This window comes from Psychrobacillus sp. 05T411 (assembly GCF_056396485.1).
This window is the reverse complement of sequence record NZ_JBFTLO010000004.1, coordinates 47034-64186: the sequence shown is the minus strand read 5'-3', so window position 1 is coordinate 64186 and position 17153 is coordinate 47034. Positions and strand designations below refer to the sequence as shown.

The 17153-nt window shown below is 36.7% G+C and carries 13 protein-coding genes and 2 riboswitches; of the genes, 12 read left to right on the top strand and 1 reads right to left on the bottom strand.

Annotated elements, in window-relative coordinates; genetic code table 11:
• Position 1 precedes the first annotated feature (1 nt).
• The 6 genes from AC1DFT_RS04490 to AC1DFT_RS04465 all read left to right on the top strand — a co-directional run bounded on the left by AC1DFT_RS04490 (position 2) and on the right by AC1DFT_RS04465 (position 7566).
• Entirely contained in the window at positions 2–784 is a 783-nt protein-coding gene (locus AC1DFT_RS04490; RefSeq protein WP_477917995.1) for an ABC transporter permease, read from the top strand.
• Between the two features lie 50 nt (positions 785–834).
• On the top strand, positions 835–1785 hold the full coding sequence (locus tag AC1DFT_RS04485; protein WP_477917994.1) for an L-lactate dehydrogenase: 951 nt from the start codon (positions 835–837) through the stop codon (positions 1783–1785).
• A 615-nt stretch (positions 1786–2400) separates the two neighbouring features.
• The gene (locus AC1DFT_RS04480; protein ID WP_477917993.1) at positions 2401–4305 is read left to right on the top strand and encodes an endonuclease MutS2; all 1905 of its coding nucleotides are present in this window, start codon (positions 2401–2403) and stop codon (positions 4303–4305) included.
• 156 nt (positions 4306–4461) lie between these two features.
• Positions 4462–4722 (top strand): DUF1292 domain-containing protein, encoded by a 261-nt coding sequence (locus AC1DFT_RS04475; RefSeq protein ID WP_477918086.1) that lies wholly within the window; start codon positions 4462–4464, stop codon positions 4720–4722.
• Between the two features lie 200 nt (positions 4723–4922).
• Positions 4923–7151 carry a YcdB/YcdC domain-containing protein gene (locus AC1DFT_RS04470; RefSeq protein ID WP_477918085.1) on the top strand — a complete coding sequence of 743 codons (2229 nt, stop codon included), beginning with the start codon at positions 4923–4925 and terminating at the stop codon, positions 7149–7151.
• An 85-nt stretch (positions 7152–7236) separates the two neighbouring features.
• Entirely contained in the window at positions 7237–7566 is a 330-nt protein-coding gene (locus AC1DFT_RS04465; RefSeq protein ID WP_477917992.1) for a hypothetical protein, read from the top strand.
• Between the two features lie 170 nt (positions 7567–7736).
• Here AC1DFT_RS04465 and AC1DFT_RS04460 read toward each other — a convergent pair whose 3' ends face one another.
• Complete coding sequence (locus AC1DFT_RS04460; protein WP_477917991.1) at positions 7737–7973, bottom strand: hypothetical protein; 237 nt, start codon at positions 7971–7973, stop codon at positions 7737–7739.
• 228 nt (positions 7974–8201) lie between these two features.
• Here AC1DFT_RS04460 and AC1DFT_RS04455 point away from each other — a divergent pair, with 228 nt between their 5' ends.
• The 6 genes from AC1DFT_RS04455 to AC1DFT_RS04430 all read left to right on the top strand — a co-directional run bounded on the left by AC1DFT_RS04455 (position 8202) and on the right by AC1DFT_RS04430 (position 17136).
• Positions 8202–8918: a 3-ketoacyl-ACP reductase gene (locus tag AC1DFT_RS04455; protein ID WP_477917990.1), complete on the top strand. Its 717-nt coding sequence runs from the start codon at positions 8202–8204 to the stop codon at positions 8916–8918.
• 94 nt (positions 8919–9012) lie between these two features.
• Positions 9013–9120, top strand: a riboswitch (SAM riboswitch).
• Positions 9121–9203: 83 nt separating this feature from the next.
• A riboswitch (cobalamin riboswitch) is annotated at positions 9204–9382 on the top strand.
• Between the two features lie 234 nt (positions 9383–9616).
• Positions 9617–11902 carry a 5-methyltetrahydropteroyltriglutamate--homocysteine S-methyltransferase gene (metE, locus tag AC1DFT_RS04450; protein WP_477917989.1) on the top strand — a complete coding sequence of 762 codons (2286 nt, stop codon included), beginning with the start codon at positions 9617–9619 and terminating at the stop codon, positions 11900–11902.
• Positions 11903–12146: 244 nt separating this feature from the next.
• Positions 12147–13118: a sugar-binding transcriptional regulator gene (locus AC1DFT_RS04445; RefSeq protein ID WP_477917988.1), complete on the top strand. Its 972-nt coding sequence runs from the start codon at positions 12147–12149 to the stop codon at positions 13116–13118.
• Positions 13093–14130, top strand: a complete 1038-nt coding sequence (locus tag AC1DFT_RS04440) for a galactitol-1-phosphate 5-dehydrogenase (RefSeq protein ID WP_477917987.1) — start codon at positions 13093–13095, stop codon at positions 14128–14130. Before AC1DFT_RS04445 ends, AC1DFT_RS04440 begins: the two co-directional genes overlap by 26 nt.
• Before the next feature lies 1 nt (position 14131).
• The gene (locus AC1DFT_RS04435; protein WP_477917986.1) at positions 14132–15658 is read left to right on the top strand and encodes an FGGY-family carbohydrate kinase; all 1527 of its coding nucleotides are present in this window, start codon (positions 14132–14134) and stop codon (positions 15656–15658) included.
• A complete protein-coding gene (locus AC1DFT_RS04430; RefSeq protein WP_477917985.1) occupies positions 15655–17136 on the top strand; it encodes a sugar ABC transporter ATP-binding protein in 1482 nt (493 codons plus the stop codon). Before AC1DFT_RS04435 ends, AC1DFT_RS04430 begins: the two co-directional genes overlap by 4 nt.
• Positions 17137–17153: the final 17 nt, after the last annotated feature.

The window sequence follows — 17153 nt, the reverse complement described above, 5'->3', positions numbered from 1 at the left end:
GATGTGGCTTAGAATAACAGTAGGACTTATTATCATTGTCTTAATTTCACCTATCTTGGTGGTTATACCTATGTCCTTTTCTTCCTCAAGTTTTTTTGAATTTCCACCGCCTGGTTACTCATTAAAATGGTATGGCAGTTTCTTTAATAATCAAGAATGGGTAATCGGCTTGTTGCGTAGCCTTTTCATAGCTTTGTTCACTTCTGTTCTAGCGACTATTTTAGGAATTATGGCTTCACTTACTGTTACTAGATTAAACTTTTGGGGAAAAAAGCTGTTTATGACTTTAATGGTGGCACCGATGATTATTCCAGTGATTATTACCGGGGTTGCTCTCTACCATTCATTTGCACCGCTGAATTTGACAAATAGTTTTGTAGGCTTGATTTTGGCACATTCAGTTTTAGCCATTCCAGTTGTTTTTGTAACCGTAACAGCTAGTTTAAAGGGAATGGACCGTAATTTAGAATGGGCAGCTTTGGGACTAGGATCCACACCTATAGGCGCTTTTTTTAAAGTAACTTTACCTTTGATTCGTCCCGGAGTTCTATCAGGCGCTTTATTTGCTTTTATCATTTCCTTAGATGAAGTAGTCGTAACGATGTTTTTAGCGGGTTCAAAGACAAAAACATTACCTATCGCAATGTGGGAAAATCTCCGCATTCAGGTTGACCCGACGATGGCGGCAGTTTCAACGATTCTCATTGGACTAACTATTTCATTGTTTGTATCACAAGAATTGGCTTCTGCACGAAAAGCGCGACTTAAAAATAAATTCCAGTAATTGAAGTATACAAAGCGATAGGTTGTTAGAACAATTAAGGAGGTATATTTATGGCTAATAAAGTTAATAGAGTTACAGTAATAGGAACAGGATTTGTTGGTTCAAGTTACGCATATGCCTTAGTTAATCAAGCCATAACAGAGGAACTGGTACTAATTGATATGAATAGCGAAAAGGCAGAAGGGGAGGCTATGGATTTAAACCATGGCAAACTTTACTCTCCTTGCCCTACGAAAGTTTGGCAGGGGAATTATAGTGATTGTAAAGATGCAGATATAGTGTGCATCACTGCTGGTGTAAGTCAAAGTGAAGAGGAAACACGATTGACTGTTGTTGAAAAAAACACGAAAATAGTCAAGGCCATTGTGGAAAAAGTGATGGAATCTGGCTTTGATGGAATTTTTATTATTGCAACAAATCCAGTAGATATTATAACATATGCAACATGGAAATTTTCAGGGCTCCCTAAGGAAAGAGTAATTGGTTCTGGAACATTATTGGATACAGCTAGATATTTATTTATGCTAGGAGAGTATTTTAATGTGGACCCAAGAAGTATTAATGGGTATATAATTGGCGAGCATGGTGACTCACAGTTAGCTGCACTTAGCACAACAACAATTGGCGGTAAATCAGTACTGGACATTGTCCATTCTAATAGTAAATATACTCAAGATGATCTCGAAAATATTTTACTAAATGTTCGTGATGCAGCAAATCATATTGCCGAGCGCAAGGGATCAACTTATTACGGAATTGGTATTGGATTAGCTAAACTTACAAAAGTTATTTTAAAGAATGAAAATGTCATTCTCCCAGTATCGGCTTACTTAGATGGTGAATATGGCTTTAATGATATTTATGCTGGTGTGCCGGCGATTATAAACAGGCAAGGCTTAAGTGAGATTGTCGAAATCGACTTAAATACGGATGAAAAAGAAAAATTAGCTTCATCTATTCAAGTTTTGAAGAGTGCAAAGAATCAAGTATTTACGACTTAATAAGCATAAAATTTTTACCAATTTGACTCTATTTCAAAGTGATGGTATATTAAAAATATTCTAATTAAAGGTGTGGTGAAGTATGTCGGTTGTAGGTATAAACTAATTTAGTTTAATAAGGCTTTTAATAACTGGTTTTATTGCAGTTTATTAAGTGCGCCTTGTTTCACAGTGTTTAAGCAACATTGTGGATACCTACCTAAAGACTGCTTCCTTTTCCATATAATCGTTTAACATAATTGGTATGTTAAGACGAAGAGCGTGGTGGGATTTGTCCTGCTATGCTCTTTTTCATTGCTATCTGATTATTTGTTGACGATAAAAATGCTTTGTGACGACCACAAGGCAGGTGCCCGCAGGAGCTTTCTATCCATTTTTCGGTTTAAGCCGTAAATATGGAAAGGTAGGAGAGTTCTTGCGGGCATTTTCTAATTTTATTCAGTAGGAGGGAAAGCCCTACTGAATGAATTTAGAGCCTCCGGCGGATGTCACGGATTTTGAAAGGAGTGAATTGAGCAAGCTCAATTCAAAATCTGGACGCACTGTTTTCTGCGACGAGCTTTGCGCAGGAGCAAATACGCCAAGGCGAATTTGATTAAATAAGGAGGACTACACATGAATACAATGACATTTGAAAAATTACAATATAAGGAACTAAAAGAAATGGTGAAAACCTATTGTGTCAGTAGTTTAGGGAAGCAATTAATCGATAAGCTTCAACCAAGCACAAATAGCAAAGTAGTTACCAACAGGCTAAACGAGACGACAGAAGCGAGGAAACTATTAGACGCGGAAAACCATCTTCCCTTGAAAGGAATTACAAATATAAGTCATCAGATGGAAAAGCTTGAAAAGGGGATGATTCTAGGTCCTTCCGAGCTAGTAGCTATATCGGACTTCTTAAGGGGCTGTAGAATCATAAAAAAATTTATGTTGGACAAAGAATTTTTTGCTCCTGTATTACATGCCTACGCTTATTCCATGATGGAATTTACTAGTATCGAAGAAAATATCAATTATTCCATTAGGGGAAGTAGTGTCGATTCGGGAGCTAGTAAAGAATTAAAACGAATTCGAAATCATATTGCGAAGACAGAGGAAAAAATAGAAGAACGGCTAAATAAGTTTTTGAAAAGTAGTGCGAACAAAGAGTATATTCAAGAATTTTTTATCAGTAAAAAAGACGATCGCTTCACAATCCCGATTAAAGCTTCTTATAAAAATCACGTAGACGGAACAATTATTGAAGCTTCTTCGAAAGGATCTACCGTATTTATCGAGCCAACTGCAATATCCAAATTAAATGCAGAATTAGCCACCATAAAAGCGGAGGAATCAATGGAAGAGTATCAAATTTTAGCTACACTTTCAGGAAGTATTCTAGAGGAAATCAAACAAATTAATATCAATATTGAACTCATCGGTCAATATGACATGATTTTTGCCAAGGCGAAGTTTAGTAAAAGTATGGATGGAATCGAGCCAAAGCTAAATAATCATGGGTATATTAAGTTGAAAAATTGTAGGCACCCTCTGTTACCTAGAAATAGTGTGCCGTTAAACTTTGAAATTGGAAAGGACTATCGTAGTTTAATCATTACAGGACCTAATGCTGGCGGTAAAACCGTGGTCCTAAAAACKATAGGTATACTAACATTAGCTGTCATGTCAGGCTTTCATATTGAAGCGGATGAAGGGACTGAAGTTGCCGTTTTTAACCAACTATTCGTAGATATTGGAGACAATCAAAGCATTGAAAATTCACTTAGTACGTTTTCATCTCATATGAAAAACATTTCCGAAATTATGAATGCCTCCACGAATAATACACTACTCCTTTTCGATGAAATCGGAAGTGGTACGGAGCCAAACGAGGGGGCAGCACTAGCCATTGCAATATTAGAGGAATTTTATCAAATGGGCTGTATAACGGTCGCAACCACTCATTACGGAGAGATTAAGCGTTACTCCGAAATTCATAGCGACTTCATGAATGCAGCGATGCAATTTAATAGCGAGGCGTTAGAGCCGATGTATAAACTTTTAATAGGGAAGTCGGGGGACAGTAATGCGTTATGGATTTCGAAAAAGATGAATGTGCGCGAGAGGGTTCTACAAAAAGCGCAGCATTATATCAACAATAAGAACTATGACTTAGCGCTTGTAAAAGAGAGCAAGGTAAGAAAAACAAAAGAAGCGGCTATTCAAGAAGAAGCAATTTATGACTTCGAAGTAGGAGATCGAGTGAAATTAATAGAGCACAATGATTTTGGGATTGTGTACGCGAAAAAAGATAATCTTAATAATGTTTTAGTGTTCTATAAAGAGGAAATAGTGAAAGTAAATAGTAAACGAATGGAACTGGAAGGGAAAGCAAATGACTTATATCCAGCAGGTTACGACTTAAATTCATTATTTGTTAGTTATACAGAACGGAAATTCCAACACGACATGGAGAGAGGATCCAAAAAAGCGTTGAAAAAAGTTTCAAAAGATATTAGGAAAAGGCTTCATGAGTAATTATTTCTTTCCTATTAACATTGAAGGAAGCTCTCCCAGATTTTTTCTTTTGTTTATTTTTTGCTAAAAACCCTTCAATAGTAGATAATTCTTATGTAAGTTAAAAAGGGAACTTTGAAAAAATGTTGTGAGGAGGAAATTAGAATGGAAGAAAACATGGAAAAAATTGAAGTAGGTCAAATTTTTACGGTGTTAGATGAAGACGACCAAGAGCAAGAAATGGAAGTGCTTGGGTTGTTAACAGTGGATGAAGTGGAATATGCAGCTGCTGGTTTTGTGGAGGATATTGAAGGAGAATCTGACGAAGATATTGATGTGTTCTTCTTTAGATTTGAAGATGAGGAATTATCTTTTATCGACACAGATGAGGAATTTGAAAAAGTATCTTTAGCATTCTCACAAGCTGAAGAAGCATAGATGATTGAAAAGAAGGAAGGGCTTGAATTAAAGCTCTTCCTTTTTTTTGACATGTTTTCTTCACAACAAACATAGAATCTATAGAATTGTTCATGAGCACCAAGAAAGGGAGAGAATAACATAAATATATAAACTATTATTCACAATTCGCAGAATATAATGTACAATTTAGAGACTACAAATTTAGGAGGATTATTTTGGTGAAATTAAAGAAATTTGGGATTGTAATAGCTTCATCTGCCTTATCTTTTGGTATGTTTTCTTCCATTGCAAGTGCATCGACCAATGGAGTAGGACAACAGGAGCAAGTGCAAATTCAGGTTGCTTCTACAGAAACAATTTTTACGAAAAACGATTTAATTAAGAAATTTCGTGAGTTATTTCCAAAAAAGTTTGATTTTTTAACGAATAGTGATTTTCATATGGGTGGTGCACATATTTATCCAGAGGATGATACGGTGCGTTACGATCTTTCTTTCACGAAAATGATTGATGGAAAACGGATATATGGGAATGTTGGATTTGTTGGGGAGAAATTAGAAATCGATCAATTTTACTATCAGCCAGGTCTTGAAAAAGATTCATTATTTCCAGCAAAAGTATCCAAAGAAGAAGCAAAGAAATTAGCAGTTGACTTTGTAGGACAGTATTTAAATGGGGATGAATATCAACTAGAACCAAATATTTATAACTATTATCCTCAACAAATTTTAACAGAACCGATTCGCTACACCTTTTCATTCGCTCGTACAGAAAATGAAGTCTCCATTGCTGATCAAAGAATAGAAGTCTCCGTTCTTGGAAACGGGGAAATCGTGAATTTTTACAGAAATCCTATTAAAGCAGGGCCGATTACATTCGATGATGCAAAACAAATAAAAGATAAAAAAGAAATACTGGAAAAAGTAAAAGGAAATATAACAGCAGATTTGCAATACCAACTGAATTACGATTATCAAACTGGTGAGCGTAGTGTGCAGCTGGTCTATCAGCCAATTTCGAAATGGCAAGGTGTGCATGCGTCTACAGGTAAGTGGCTAACTGCAAATGGATACGTAGAAGAATTCCCAGGAGTAACGAAAATCGAAAAGTTAGCAACTAATCCACTACCTCCAAAACAAAAAGGGATTACAGTAGAATCTGCTAAAAAGATTACGGAACAATTCCTAAACTTTAAATCAGATAAAGTAAAATTGACCATTTCATCCATTGATGAGATAGAAAATTATAACGGACAGGCTATTATTAGTGTTCAATATATGTATAACTATGCAAACGGTGGAACTGGCGGAAGCATAGAAATAAATAAAAATACCGGTGAGATTATTCAGTACTATGATGCTAAAAGCCATCTTCTTGAACAAATCGGAGAAAAACCTAAAACAGAAAACCCGCTCTCTCAAGAAGCAGCGCTCGCTCAAGCGGTAAAATATTTAAAAGAGTGGACTCCATCCAATCTTCACAATTACGCTATGCCTGTTGAAGAACCGTATTTCGAAGAGAGATCAGGTACTTTTCACTTTAATTTCCCTAGAATTGTAAATGGTATTGTTGTCCAAGGGGATCAAATTGGGGTAGGAATAGCTGCTGATGGTTCTTTAAGTAGCCTAAATGTAGGATATCAAGAGATAGAAAATTGGCCATCGATTGATAAAGTTATTTCTACAGAAGACGCACAAGCAAAGTTAAAAGAGGCATTAAGCTTAAAGTTGAATTATATGAAACAAGGAAGAGATGAAGACAATCATCATTATGATTTAGTCTATTCCCCAATTTTTAACGAAGATCCACTGAGTTATTTAGATGCTAGTACAGGAGAATGGAAGAACATTTATGGGGAGAGTAATACGACAGCTATTTCACATCCTTGGGCTGAAGAGGAACTTAATTATCTGATTAACGCTAAAATCATAGATATTAAAAATAAGAAAGACTTTAATGCGGATGCTGCTATTTCAAAAGGAGAAGCGTTAAAAGTTGTGATGAATTCGCTTACTTATTTTTATGCAGGAGGATATTATGGGGGCAGCGAGAATTTGCATCAAACATTTGATAATATAGATCCTAAACATCCTTTGTATCAACCGATAGAACGTGCTGTTGAAATGGGGGTTATTAAACCAGAGACGAAGAGCTTTGATGTGGATTCCCAAGTTACAAGAGAAGAAATAGCAGTTTGGTATATACGTGTTCTAGGTTTAGAGCAAGCAGCGAAGCATAGCGATATTTATAAATTGAGCTTTGCCGATGCAACGAAAGTGAAAAAAGAAAATGTTGGCTATGTTGCACTAGCAAGTTCTATGGGATTAGTAGAGGCAGATCAAAACAAGTTTAACCCTGAGCAAGAAGTATCCTATGCGGAGCTAGCAGCTTCAACGATTCGTTTGGCGCATGAATTGTCCGAAAAAAGAAATGGCATGTATTACTAATGATGTAAGTTAAATTTCTGAAGACTTCTACCATGTATTCATACGGTAGAAGTCTTTACTTTGATTGTTTGAGGTGGAGATTTTTATGAGGGTAACCGTTAGTATACTAGCTATTTTATTTGGAATTATATTGGCAAATATAACTCATGGGTCATATAGTATGATAGGAAATATTATTTCACGTGTCTACGGAGTAGTTTTTATCGTATTAGGTGTTGTACTTCTAAATAATAGGAAAAATAAAAAAGGAAAAATATATGTTAGACCGATGGGGATAGCGATTGCTATGAGTATCTATGGCATTGTATTGATACTAAAGCAGTTATTAACATCAAGTGGCGGTGTGATAGGTTTTGGGATATTTTTTTTAATGGTCGGTTTGATTTTGATGTTGGTTGATTATTTGGAGGAGTAATACATAAAAATGACAAAAGCACCGATGCATATAACGTATATGTGCATCGATGCTTTTTCTCTTTAACGAAGGATGACTTCGTGTTCGCCTTCACTATCGGTGATGACAAACACTAATGAATTCTCACGTTCTGAAACTGGCAGTGGTACTTGTGCATATAAATGAATCGTTTATTCTTGTAAAGAATCAATACTAGCTCCACCAAACTTTGTTCCGTCCAGTGATTCGGTAGTTGCGAGGAAATCGAATTCATGTTTGTTATCATAAATCGCTTTAAACTTCACCGGTGCAAGTTGGTGCCCATAGTTGAATGATTCCAATGTGTGATTACTAATTTTCCCTGTTAAATGAAGATAGATTTCACTCTCTTTATTATAGTCAGCTATTTTTGGAGCTTTCAAGTACATGTGGGGATAGTTGGTAAAAATGGTACTTTAGAAATCTTCATTAAAAATGGTGCTAAATACCGTAATTTTACATAAATGAAGAGTGAAACGGGAAGTAGGAACTGGTTTGGTTATGTATAACCAGTTATTGGATATGATGAAAAAGCAGATTAGTATACATTTCAGATAAGTGACGGTAATCTGTATAGAGAATGTACATAATTTTTATTACAAAAAGGAGAGAAATCAATGCAAACAATTACTGGAAAAACTGCCCTTATTACAGGAGCAGGTCGTGGTATAGGAAAAGCTACAGCGATCGCATTTGCAAAAGAAGGTATTCATGTTGGACTATTAGCACGTACAATTGAAAATTTGGAGCAAGTTGCAGCCGAGTTAAAAGAATATGGAGTGAAAGTTTCTATAGCAACTGCGGACGTTGCAAATATGGAATCTGTAGATCAAGCGGTAGCTAAAATTAGAGAAGAACTCGGTTCTATTGATATTTTAGTAAATAATGCGGGTATAGGTAAATTCGGCAATTTCCTTGAACTAGATCCAGAAGAATGGGCAAAAATTATTCAAGTAAATGTCATGGGGACTTATTACGTAACTCGAGCAGTATTACCTGAAATGATTGAGAGAAAAACAGGGGATATCATTAATATTTCTTCTACTGCCGGACAAAAAGGAGCACCTGTAACAAGTGCTTATAGTGCATCAAAAGCTGCGGTTATCGCCTTAAGCGAATCGTTAATGCTAGAAGTAAGAAAGCATAATATTCGTGTCGTTACGTTAACGCCAAGCACGGTAGCTACTGATATGGCAATTGAACTAAATTTAACAGATGGCAATCCGGAAACAGTAATGCAACCGGAAGACATCGCAGACTTCATGGTTGCTCAGCTTAAAATGCATCCAAGAATCTTGCTTAAATCGGCTGGATTGTGGTCGACAAATCCATAAATGTAAAAAAGGAAAAATTCTTTTTTGAAAAATAGTATTGTAAATTTTTAGATAATGAAGTAGAGTTGTAAGCAACAATAAAATTCAATAGTTTTTCTTATCTAGAGAGGTTTAGGGACTGGCCCGATGACACCTCAGCAACCGCCTGTTATGGCATGGTGCTAATTCCAGCAAGTCGATTAAATGACTTGGTAGATGAGGAAAAGACTTATTCATACGAAGAGTCTGCTCCTTTAATAATTATTAGGAGCAGACTCTTTTTTGTATTTAAAATCAGAATAGATAGCATGTTAACGATACATTGGTACCATTATGGTTTAAAAGGGAATTCGGTGAAATACCGAAGCTGTCCCCGCAACTGTAAGTGTGGACGACTGTTGAAACAGCCACTGCGAGCAATCGTGGGAAGGCCAGCAGAAGGGTGAAGCACGAGCCAGTATACCTGCCTTTATATCGTATGAAGCAACACTTTCTTCGGGGGTTGAGAGGTGGGGGCGAAGGACTCTTTTCATCGTATCGGTGGATTAGTCCTATTGTTTCCTACTTTTAACTTTGAGCGATAGCTCAGCCGAAGATGGCTGGGACATCGCTTTTTTTTATTGAAATATGTAGAGAAAACGGAAAGGGGGTGGTTTGGAAAGAGACAATCACAGATTTATATATTCAAAAAAATATAAACTTAAAAGGGGATAATATGCATGGTAAACGTACAAAGTTCGAATATTGGATACCCAAGAATTGGTGAAAAACGTGAATGGAAAAGAGCATTAGAAGGCTTTTGGAATGGTAATATTTCAGAAGAAAAGCTGTTAGCAACAACGGGCGCAATACGCCTAGAGAGTTTGCGTAAACAGAAGGAATTGGGAGTAGATCTTATTCCGGTAGGAGACTTTTCACTATATGATCATGTGCTAGATACGTCTGTTATGTTTGGTGTTGTTCCAAAGCGTTTTGAATACAAGGGTGGAAAAGTGTCTTTGGAAACTTATTTTGCAATTGCCCGTGGAAATAAAGATGCAGTAGCATCGGAAATGACGAAATGGTTCAATACAAATTATCATTATATCGTACCGGAACTCGAAGGTGTAACACCGGAATTAGTAGAAAATCGTCCACTTACTTTTTATAAAGAAGCAAAAGAGAAGCTGGGTATCAACGGTAAACCTGTTATTTTAGGACCAGTTACATATATTAAACTGGCGAGGACTGAGAATTTCATTTCTTTATTACAACAGTTCACACCACTGTATATTCAAGTGTTGAAGGGACTTGAGGAGGCGGGAGCACAGTGGGTTCAAGTGGACGAGCCTATTTTGACTAGTAAACTGTCTAGCGAAGAGTTTGAGCAAGTGAAACAAGTTTATGCTGCAATTCAGGAGGCAGTTCCAAAACTCAACATCATCCTGCAAACGTATTTTGAAAAAGTTGCTAATTATGAAGCGGTTGCCGCATTGCCAGTGAAAGGATTAGGGCTCGACTTTGTTCATGGTGATTCACTTGAACTACTACAGAAATATGGATTTCCTAAAGACAAAGTTCTCTTTGCAGGTGTCATTGACGGACGAAATGTATGGCGTGCAGATTTAGATAAAAAAGTGGCACTTCTAAACGAAATTCAAACATCTGTTGAAAAAGATCGACTTATTGTTCAACCTTCCGCATCTCTTTTACACGTACCGGTTAGTACGAAACTGGAAGAACGATTGGAACAGGTTATAAAAGGAGGGCTGGCATTCGCTGATGAAAAGCTTACGGAAATTGTTCTGCTGAGTAAAGGAGTACATGAAGGAGCAGTGGCAATTGAGGCGGGACTTGAAGACAGTAGAAATGCCCTGTCCGTCTTAAATAACTCCAAGTATAGACAAAATGCAAAAGTGAAGGGAAATATCGAAAAGCTAACAGAAAAAGATGTGAATCGTACATTGCCATTTGCAGAACGTATTAAAAAGCAGCAACAACGATTCAATTTACCACTTCTCCCTACAACGACAATTGGGAGTCTGCCACAAACACCGGAAGTAAGACAAACTAGATCGAAATGGCGTAAAAGGGAAATAACGGATCAAGCATATGAACAATTTATTCAGGAACAGATTGAAAAATGGATCAAAATTCAAGAAGACATTGGCATTGATGTTTTAGTTCACGGTGAATTTGAAAGAACAGATATGGTGGAATACTTCGGTGAAAAATTCGATGGTTTTGCGGTATCACAGTTTGGCTGGGTTCAGTCATACGGTTCGCGTTGTGTTAAACCTCCACTTATTTTGGGGGATGTTGCGTTTAGTGCGCCGATTACAGTGAAAGAAAGTGTTTATGCACAATCTTTAACGACGAAGCCAGTAAAAGGCATGTTGACAGGACCTGTAACGATTTTGAACTGGTCATTTGTACGTGACGATATCCCTCGTTTTGAAGTGTTGAACCAAATTGCATACGCACTTCGTCAGGAAATCGAGGAGCTTGAAAAGAATGGCATCGGAATGATTCAAGTAGATGAACCTGCGATACGAGAAGGATTGCCGCTAGATCCTGAGAAAAGCGACGAGTACTTAAATGCAGCTGTTTATGCATTTAAACTGGCAACTTCATCAGTTAAAAATGATACGCAAATTCATACGCATATGTGTTATTCGGAATTCAGCGGTATCATCGGTTCTATTAGTGCCCTAGATGCAGATGTAATATCGATTGAAACATCAAGAAGTCACGGGGAAATCATTTCGGCATTTGAAAAAAACACCTATGATAAAGAAATTGGTTTAGGCGTCTACGACATTCATAGCCCACGTGTTCCGAGTAAAGAGGAGATGAAACAAAATATTAATCGAGCACTTCAAACAATCAAGCCAACACAATTTTGGATTAACCCAGACTGTGGTTTGAAAACAAGAAAAGAAAAAGAAACAATCGAAGGTTTGAAAGTGATGGTGGAGGCTGCGAAAGAAGTAAGAGAAAGCCAGTTGGCTGCTATTCAAAAGTAATAGTGAATAGTTGACTAAAAGATATTTCAAAATAAGCGCAATCTCATTCGAATGGTGAATGGCATTGCGCTTATTTTTTATTCCATTACAAAACTAGTGATAAGAATACTAATTGTATTAATTTCAGAAACAATTGAAATTTTGTTCATTGTATGAGCAAACGCTTACATATTAGAATCTTTCGATTATAATACATTTAGAACAAAATTTTATGTAGTGAACAAAGTTTCGTGGAGGGGGAAACATGTACTCAAAAGTAGAAATGATTAAAGTTGCAAAGCTCTATTACGAAATGAAATTAACTCAAAAAGAGATAGCTGAAAAGCTCAATTACTCAAGGGCGACCATTAGTAGAATAATAGATGCAGCATTTAAGGCCGGTATTATAAAGGTGGAAATAAATTATACACTTAGTTCTGTTCAAAAATTAGAAAGTAAGATTAAAGAAAAATATAACTTGAAAAAGGTATTTGTATTGCCTGTGTATTTACATGAAAGAGAACTTGTTTTGAATGATGTCGGAAAAGCTGTTGCAGCTTATCTATATGAAATTTGCGAAGACGATTCCATCTTGGGATTATCTTGGGGAACTAGTTTAAGTCATGTTGTTCCTTATTTAAAGAAAAAAGTATTACCTAATATGAAAATTGTCCAATTAAATGGCGGGGTTGCAAAAAGTTCATATTCTACTGGATCAGGAGCACTGCTTGAAAAACTATCGCAAGCTTTTTGTGCGGAGCATTATCACTTACCTGTCCCATCTATTGTAGATTCTTCCATAATTGCTGAAGCCATCATGACAGATTCTAATATAGAACAGGCACTGACACTCGGGAAGAAAAGTAATATTGCCTTATTTGGAATAGGAAATGTTTCATACGATTCGGTTCTCTATAAAGGTGGATATTTTAAAGGAGATACATACGAAGAGTTGATTGAAAAAAATGCAGTTGGGGATATTTGTTCTAGGTATTTTTCTATTACTGGTGAGCTCGTTGATCGAAGCTTAAACGAGCGAACGATAGGGCTTGAGTTAGAAGAATTACGAAGTAAAGAGTATTCAATTGCGCTTGCAGCTGGGAAAGAGAAGGCAACTAGTGTGATAGGTGCCTTAAATGGAGGATATGTTAATACCCTTTTCATAGATGAAGAATTAGCTAAAGAGATATGTATAAAGGAGATGTATTTAGATGATGAAAGCAGTCAAATTATATGAACCTGGAAATTTACAAGTAGAGGAAATAGAAATACCAACGATTTCAGCAACTGAAGTATTGATCAAAGTGAAAGCAGTGGGTATTTGTGGTTCTGATATTCCTAGGGCATTAGTTAAAGGTGCTTATTACAAAGGCTTAACGCTTGGTCATGAATTTGCGGGAGAAATTATTGAATGTGGTTCAGAAGCGACAGAATGGAAAGTAGGAGATCGCGTAACAATTGCACCATTAGTACCTTGTGGTGAATGTGTATATTGTAAGCAAGGGAAATATGGATTGTGTGATTCCTATAATTATTACGGCTCAAGAACTGACGGAGCTATGGCTAACTACATTAAAGTAGGTAAAGAGAATATCTTGAAACTAGATGACACAATTTCTTATGATGCAGGCGCAATGGTCGATCCAGCAGCAAATGCCGTTCATGGTCTTTGGAGAGGCGATTTGAAAAAAGGTGACACGGTGGTTGTTATTGGACTTGGTGCAATTGGAATGTTTGCAGTTCAATTTGCCCGTGAAATGGGAGCAAAAGAAGTGATTGCTATAGACATCTTTGATGAAAAACTAGAAATAGCAAAAGTTTTAGGTGCAGACCATGTCGTTAACTCAATGAAAGAGAACATAATGGAAGCATTAGCAGATGTAAGTATAGATGTAGTACTAGATACTTCAGGTTCACCTATTGCTCAGGATCAAGCAGTGTCTATCACAGGAAAAATGGGACGAGTAGTATTCCTTGGTATTTCTAACCAGTCACTTAATCTATCAGCTAAATCCGTAGATAGACTTATGCGCTATGAAATTGCGCTTAAGGGTTCTTGGAATTCCTTCTCTGATCCATTTCCAGGAAAAGAATGGACGTATGCAATTGAATGTATGGCACAAGGGAAAATTAAAACAGAGGAAATTGTTTCTCACCGTTTTGATTTAGAAGAAACACCACAAGTATTTGAAAAACTAAAAAACAAAGAATTAGCTTTCAATAAAATTTTAATCTATCCGGGCGAATAAAATGATGAAAGATTATGTACTAGGTATCGATTTAGGAACTCAATCTTTGAAGGTCGGTGTTTATACTACTGAAGGAGAGCAGCTTTATAATGCAAGTGCTGCTTATCCAACGCATAACGGTAGTAACGGTCATTCGGAGCAAGATGCGAATGACTGGTGGATTGCTTTACAAACAGCTATGCAGTCTGTTATCAAAGCAGTAAATCGTAAACGGATTAAAGGAATTGCACTTTGCGCAACCTCATCAACTGTTTTATTAACAGATGAAAATTTACAACCAATCGATTTAGCCCAATGTTGGATGGATCAGCGGTCAACAGACGAGGAAGATGAAATCAATGAAAATTTACATGTTCAGGTAAAAGAGCGATTACGCTATTCTGGAGGAAAAACCTCCATTGAGTGGATGCTGACAAAGTCATTGTGGTTAAAAAAGAATTATGATCTAACTGGTAAAAGGATTGTAGAGCAAATAGATTGGATGAACTATCAATTAACTGGTGAATTAGTAGGCTCACAATGCAACGCTACCTGTAAATGGGGGTATGTTGAACGACTTGGTGGATTTTCCGAAGAGTTTTTACACGGTATAGATCTTGAAGGTATTACAAGGCATTGGCCCTCTAAGATTATACATGTTGGTGACTTGGTAGGTACTGTTACGCAGGAGGCCGCTGACTTCTTATCGTTAGAGGCTGGAATACCGGTATTTCAAGGGGGCATAGATGCCCATATAGGGATGATTGGCGCAGGAGCACTTAAACCAGGAAATCTTAATATGACCACTGGAACTAGTTTTGTACATTTAATGCACCATGAAGAACCAATATTTAATGATTCTTTGTGGGGACCATATGATTCACCGCTCGTACAGGATATGTGGTTGTTAGAAGGAGGTCAACTCTCCTGTGGTTCTATCATCTCATGGTTTCTAAAGGAATTTTATGAGCATCAACCTAACAAGTTGGAAGTATACAAGGAACTAGAGAGAGAGATTCAACATATTGAACCAGGAAGTGACGGACTTCTAATGCTGGATAGTTGGAAGGGAAATCGAACTCCTTACAAAACGCCATATGCAACGGGTGCTTTTATAGGGCTGACACTTTCTCATAATAAATATCATATATATAGAGCAATCTTGGAAGCGGTTGCATTTGGTACAAGAAATGTTATACGCACATTTAACGAATCTACAATACCTGTTAAACGAATTATTGCGGGTGGCGGTGGTACACAAAATGAGTCGTGGATGCAGATTATTAGTGATGTGACGGGAGTGCCAATTTCGATTCCAAAAGACATCGAAACAGGGTCTAAGGGAGCAGCTATCATTGCCTCATTTGGTCTGGGGAAATATTCATGTTTAGTAGAGGCATCGTCATCTATGGTCGAGATGAAAAAAACGTATACACCTAATACTGAGATGAAAGAAAAATACGATTTACTTTTTGAAAGCTATCTTGAATTAAATCAATTATTATTTCCAGTCATGGAGAAGTTGAAGAAAGGAGGCAGAACAAAGTGAGTAACATACTTGAAATGAAAGATGTATCTAAATCATTTCCGGGCGTAAAGGCTCTTCAAAACGTAAATTTTTCACTGGAAAAAGGAGAAGTACATTGTTTAATAGGGGCAAATGGGGCTGGGAAATCTACATTGATGAAAATATTAGCAGGCGTGTACACAAAAGATGAAGGAGAAATATTGCTTGAAGGAAAAAATGTAAGTATTAAAACACCTGCTGACAGTATGGCATTAGGTATTTCTACTATACATCAAGAACTTTCATTAATAGAAGAATTGAGTCTAGCAGAAAACATTTTTCTTGGAGATTATTTAAAACCGGGTGGTGGTTTTATTAATTGGAGAAAGATTAACGAACAATCTAAAAAGATTTTCTCTCTATTGGGGATATCTGCCTCACCAAATCTGCAAACTTCCGAAGCAAGTATGGGACTAAAACAAATGACTGAAATTGCAAAGGCAATTAAGTCTGAATGTAAAATAATTGTGATGGATGAGCCTTCAACTGCTCTCTCTAGCGATGAAGTATTGAAACTATTTGATGTAATTGAATTACTCAAGAACCAAGGATATACGATAGTTTATATTTCTCATAAGCTAGATGAGCTATATGCTGTTGGAGATCGAGTAACTGTATTAAGAAATGGAAAATGGATTATTACAGATAGTTTGAAGAATATTAAACAACCGGAATTAATCTATCATATTACGGGCCGTTCTATTGAAAAAGAAGAAAAGGTGCATGTAACCTCGACCAAAGAAGAATTTTTACGAGTAGAAGGATTCACAAATAAAAAAATTAAGGACGTATCTTTTACTGTCGGAAAAGGGGAAATTCTTGGCCTATATGGTTTAGTTGGCTCGGGAAGAACAGAACTACTAAGAGCGATTTACGGAGCAGATGCTATTCAATCAGGCAAGCTATATATGAATGGAGAAAAGAAATCGATACCCTCTCCGAGTTTTGCGGTAGATTTAGGAATCGGATTAGTTCCAGAGAATAGAAAAACAGAAGGGGCTAACTTAGAACTATCAATATTAGAAAATGCAATGTTACCATCCCTTCATTCCTTTTCTAAAGGAAGCTTTGTGAACCAAAAGGATATGAAGATGGCAATGCAGGATACTATTCAGAGGTTAAATATCAAGGCAAGTAGTATACATGTCCCAATGGGAAACTTAAGTGGAGGAAATCAACAAAAAGTGATTATTGCCAAATGGCTAATTCATAATTCTAAACTTCTTTTATTTGATGAACCGACTCAAGGAATTGATATAGGTGCAAAAGATGAGATTTATAACATTATGAAGGAAATCTCTGGTCAAGGCTCAAGCATTATTATGGCAACTTCTGAAATTGAAGAATTGATTACGGTTTGCGATCGAGTGTTGATTATGTTTGAAGGTAAGGTAATTAAAGAATTTACACGCCCGGCAGAAAATAAAAATGATATTATGAACTTCGCCGTGTCAGGCTAAGGGCAAGGGGGATGTAT

What these genes read in the sequence shown, in the direction of transcription:
- AC1DFT_RS04490 (WP_477917995.1), top strand. Translation starts at nt 2, where the DNA reads ATGTGGCTTAGAATAACAGTAGGACTTATTATCATTGTCTTAATTTCA.
- AC1DFT_RS04485 (WP_477917994.1), top strand. Translation starts at nt 835, where the DNA reads ATGGCTAATAAAGTTAATAGAGTTACAGTAATAGGAACAGGATTTGTT.
- AC1DFT_RS04475 (WP_477918086.1), top strand. Translation starts at nt 4,462, where the DNA reads ATGGAAAAAATTGAAGTAGGTCAAATTTTTACGGTGTTAGATGAAGAC.
- AC1DFT_RS04465 (WP_477917992.1), top strand. Translation starts at nt 7,237, where the DNA reads ATGAGGGTAACCGTTAGTATACTAGCTATTTTATTTGGAATTATATTG.
- AC1DFT_RS04460 (WP_477917991.1), bottom strand. Translation starts at nt 7,973, where the DNA reads ATGTACTTGAAAGCTCCAAAAATAGCTGACTATAATAAAGAGAGTGAA.
- AC1DFT_RS04455 (WP_477917990.1), top strand. Translation starts at nt 8,202, where the DNA reads ATGCAAACAATTACTGGAAAAACTGCCCTTATTACAGGAGCAGGTCGT.
- metE (WP_477917989.1), top strand. Translation starts at nt 9,617, where the DNA reads ATGGTAAACGTACAAAGTTCGAATATTGGATACCCAAGAATTGGTGAA.
- AC1DFT_RS04445 (WP_477917988.1), top strand. Translation starts at nt 12,147, where the DNA reads ATGTACTCAAAAGTAGAAATGATTAAAGTTGCAAAGCTCTATTACGAA.
- AC1DFT_RS04440 (WP_477917987.1), top strand. Translation starts at nt 13,093, where the DNA reads ATGATGAAAGCAGTCAAATTATATGAACCTGGAAATTTACAAGTAGAG.
- AC1DFT_RS04435 (WP_477917986.1), top strand. Translation starts at nt 14,132, where the DNA reads ATGATGAAAGATTATGTACTAGGTATCGATTTAGGAACTCAATCTTTG.